Origin of the sequence: Romboutsia sp., from assembly GCF_035470145.1 — a bacterium.
Taxonomy (GTDB): Bacteria; Bacillota; Clostridia; order Peptostreptococcales; family Peptostreptococcaceae; genus Romboutsia_D.
The window spans coordinates 1-2,847 of record NZ_DATIRC010000332.1 but is presented as its reverse complement, the minus strand read 5'-3'; the positions used below and the strand labels follow the sequence as shown (position 1 = coordinate 2,847).

At 30.0% G+C, this 2,847-nt stretch carries 5 protein-coding genes; all 5 read left to right on the top strand.

Annotated features, from left to right (window positions below):
* The first annotated feature begins 339 nt into the window (after positions 1 to 339).
* The 5 genes from VLM92_RS13470 (at position 340) to VLM92_RS13450 (ending at position 2,813) form a co-directional block, all read left to right on the top strand.
* Positions 340 to 939 carry a sigma-70 family RNA polymerase sigma factor gene (locus VLM92_RS13470; protein WP_325276852.1) on the top strand — a complete coding sequence of 200 codons (600 nt, stop codon included), beginning with the start codon at positions 340 to 342 and terminating at the stop codon, positions 937 to 939.
* Positions 940 to 951: 12 nt separating this feature from the next.
* On the top strand, positions 952 to 1,170 hold the full coding sequence (locus tag VLM92_RS13465; RefSeq protein WP_325276851.1) for a hypothetical protein: 219 nt from the start codon (positions 952 to 954) through the stop codon (positions 1,168 to 1,170).
* Between the two features lie 69 nt (positions 1,171 to 1,239).
* The gene (locus VLM92_RS13460) at positions 1,240 to 1,467 is read left to right on the top strand and encodes a hypothetical protein (protein ID WP_325276850.1); all 228 of its coding nucleotides are present in this window, start codon (positions 1,240 to 1,242) and stop codon (positions 1,465 to 1,467) included.
* 22 nt (positions 1,468 to 1,489) lie between these two features.
* Complete coding sequence (locus VLM92_RS13455; RefSeq protein WP_325276849.1) at positions 1,490 to 2,110, top strand: hypothetical protein; 621 nt, start codon at positions 1,490 to 1,492, stop codon at positions 2,108 to 2,110.
* Positions 2,111 to 2,186: 76 nt separating this feature from the next.
* Complete coding sequence (locus VLM92_RS13450; RefSeq protein WP_325276848.1) at positions 2,187 to 2,813, top strand: guanylate kinase; 627 nt, start codon at positions 2,187 to 2,189, stop codon at positions 2,811 to 2,813.
* The last annotated feature ends 34 nt before the right edge of the window (positions 2,814 to 2,847 follow it).

The following is a 2,847-nucleotide window of genomic DNA, read 5'->3' as shown; positions in this document are numbered from 1 at the left end:
GAACAGTGGAGCAAAAAACAAAGCAAACGTACTTGGATAGATTCTTAAGATATATTTAAAAAATTCATATTTTTAAGAAAAAAATATTAAATTACAAAAGTTACAAATTTGTCGAAAGTATGTTGATTAATGTCGAATCGTGTTAGAATATGTAATACGAATCAATAAAGCAAGGCAATGTAACCTAGTGCCTATTTTATATAGGCTCTGGGTTTATTTTTTTGTCCCTTTTTGCGAAAAATATGTCGGAAAATGTCATGAAAAAGTTTTTCTAATATTTTACGTTTCGTTACTTTTTTTCGTTATATGAACTAAGTCGAAAACGAAAGGAATCAATATATGCAAAAAGTGATAATAATATCTGATAATAATATGAAAATAGAGAAACTAATGACATTGGAAGAATGCATAGCACACCATGAAGATGCAGTTAAAAAATTTGCAAATGAATGTGCGAATACTACTAAAGATATTTTCAATAACATATTGGACTTTGATGATTTCTATAGCGAAGGAATGATAGAGTTAATGAAGTCATATGAAAAATACGAACCAAAAAATACATTCAACACATTCTTACATGAAAACTTGAATAACTTAAGAATAGATACAATGCGAATGATAAATGCAAAAAAGAGAAATACGGAACAACGTATAGTGTCATTCGATAATGAGTTGGAAGATGGAACTTTTTTAAGCGATGTGGAAGGTGATTTTGATAATAACTATTCGTTAATTGAATTTGATGAAAGTATAGCCGATGCAATGTCAAAGTTAACCGATGAAGAAAAAAGTATTTTTGATTTTTTGATAAACAATGAAAAGACAAAGAAAATATTAGCAAAAGAATTAGGTATAACTAGACCTACATTAGATGTTAGAATCACAAAAGTAAAAGATAAGATAATTGGTTTACTTCCAGAATACATTAATTATTAAAGGAGTGATAATATGCAATTATGTACATGTGGCAATAAATTAAATGGTTTTCATGGTGTTTCTGTATTTGATACATACATAAGTACAGTTACACAATGTCCAGATTGCAATAGGAGAATACATAGGATGTTTAGCATAACTTCGGAGAGTGTGTTTTTAGATGGAGAACTGGAGTCCTCAGTATTAATAAAGGAAACGAAAAATTGTGAAAACAAAGAAGAAAATCAGTAAATAGTATTGACCAAATACATACCATCTGTTAATATATAGTTATTAACAAAACATTGGGAGGTATTGGATATGTCAGAACAAAATAAAAAAACAATAATTAATGGATACAAAAAAATATGTAGAACTTTCTCTTTCGCATTTGAAGAAGGTCACAAAGCATTAGAGCATTTAGAATATGCTAGTATGAACTTTAGAGGTGGAAAGTCTGGTTATATAGTTAAACTTCTATTAGAAGATAAGGAAAGAATGGAAGAAACAAGAGCCAACTATGCCAAGAATAGAAAGAGCGAAAAGTAGAAAGTTTGGTTAGGAGCAATAAATGAAAAAGAGTAAAAGGTTAGCAGTAACTGGATTAACGATAATTACATTACTAAGTGGAGCAGTGGCTACTGTTAATCATGTGACTGCACTAGAAGGTGAGTTAGCATCTAAAAACAAACAAATCCAAGAGTTTAAAGAGGTTAACTTACAACAAAAATCTAAAATGGATAAAATTAGTAATGAATTAGAGGAAGAAAAAGTAGAAAACGAAGTTTTAAAATGTACTAATTCGGAACTATTACAAAAAAATTCTAAATTAGAAAAACAAGTTTCAGAAAAGGTGTATCCCACCCAGATAGCAAAAAATAGTGGATCACCAATAAAAATAACTATGACTTTTTATGGTGATGGTGCAAGTGAAAATGGTGGATATGTAGGCATAGGTGCATATGGAAATAAATTAGTAGATGGAACGGTAGCATCTAATTATTATCCAAAAGGCACACAGTTTACATACAATGGAAAAATATATACAGTTATGGACAAAGGTGGTTCGAATTTTAATGGTGCTAACCGATTAGATGTATTCGTTCCAAGAAAATCTGGAGAGAGTAACAGAGCATACAAACAAAGACTGCTTAACTTAGGCAGACAAACAGTTACTATGTACAGAAGATAGGTTTTATAGCCTATCTTTTTTTTTACATTTAGTTGATTTTTTTCGTTATATGTCTTATAGAAAAAGGAGGTATAACATGAAAAAAATATTTGTTATAATGGGTAAAGCATCTTCTGGAAAAGATACTTTAGTCAAGATGTTATCAGAGCAATTAGAAATACCAATGGCAGTAAGTTTTACTACTAGACCGATGCGAGATGGAGAAACACAAGGAGTAGAGTACAACTTTATAACGCAAAAAGAGTTTAAAGATCAGTTAGAAAGTGGAGAAATAGTCGAGCACACATCTTATAATGTTGCAAGTGGAGAAACATGGTACTATGGATTAACTAAATCTGAATTAGAAAAAGCAGACTATGTAATAGCAATAGTGAATCCAGAAGGATTAAGGTTATTGAAATACTATTATGAAGATAAAGTAGTTCCTATATTTATAAACAGTAAACCAGATGTTAGAATAAAAAGATATTTAAATAGAGATATAATGGATGAAGAAAAGGTTGCAGAATGTTGCAGACGATTCTTGGCAGACAAAAAAGACTTCGAGAGATTAATTCCTAATTATGAGATTTTTAATAATGATGAAATAATAGATGCATATCAAACTTTAGAGCATATTGTTAGAAGGGAAAAAGCAAAAGATATATTAGAGAGTGCCAGAGAGGGATTTCTTAGAGATGCAACGAGGTCTTTATGTTCCTAAAGTTAAGTTTACCGTTGCCACCATCAGTAAATGA

What these genes read in the sequence shown, in the direction of transcription:
- VLM92_RS13470 (WP_325276852.1), top strand. Translation starts at nt 340, where the DNA reads ATGCAAAAAGTGATAATAATATCTGATAATAATATGAAAATAGAGAAA.
- VLM92_RS13465 (WP_325276851.1), top strand. Translation starts at nt 952, where the DNA reads ATGCAATTATGTACATGTGGCAATAAATTAAATGGTTTTCATGGTGTT.
- VLM92_RS13460 (WP_325276850.1), top strand. Translation starts at nt 1,240, where the DNA reads ATGTCAGAACAAAATAAAAAAACAATAATTAATGGATACAAAAAAATA.
- VLM92_RS13455 (WP_325276849.1), top strand. Translation starts at nt 1,490, where the DNA reads ATGAAAAAGAGTAAAAGGTTAGCAGTAACTGGATTAACGATAATTACA.
- VLM92_RS13450 (WP_325276848.1), top strand. Translation starts at nt 2,187, where the DNA reads ATGAAAAAAATATTTGTTATAATGGGTAAAGCATCTTCTGGAAAAGAT.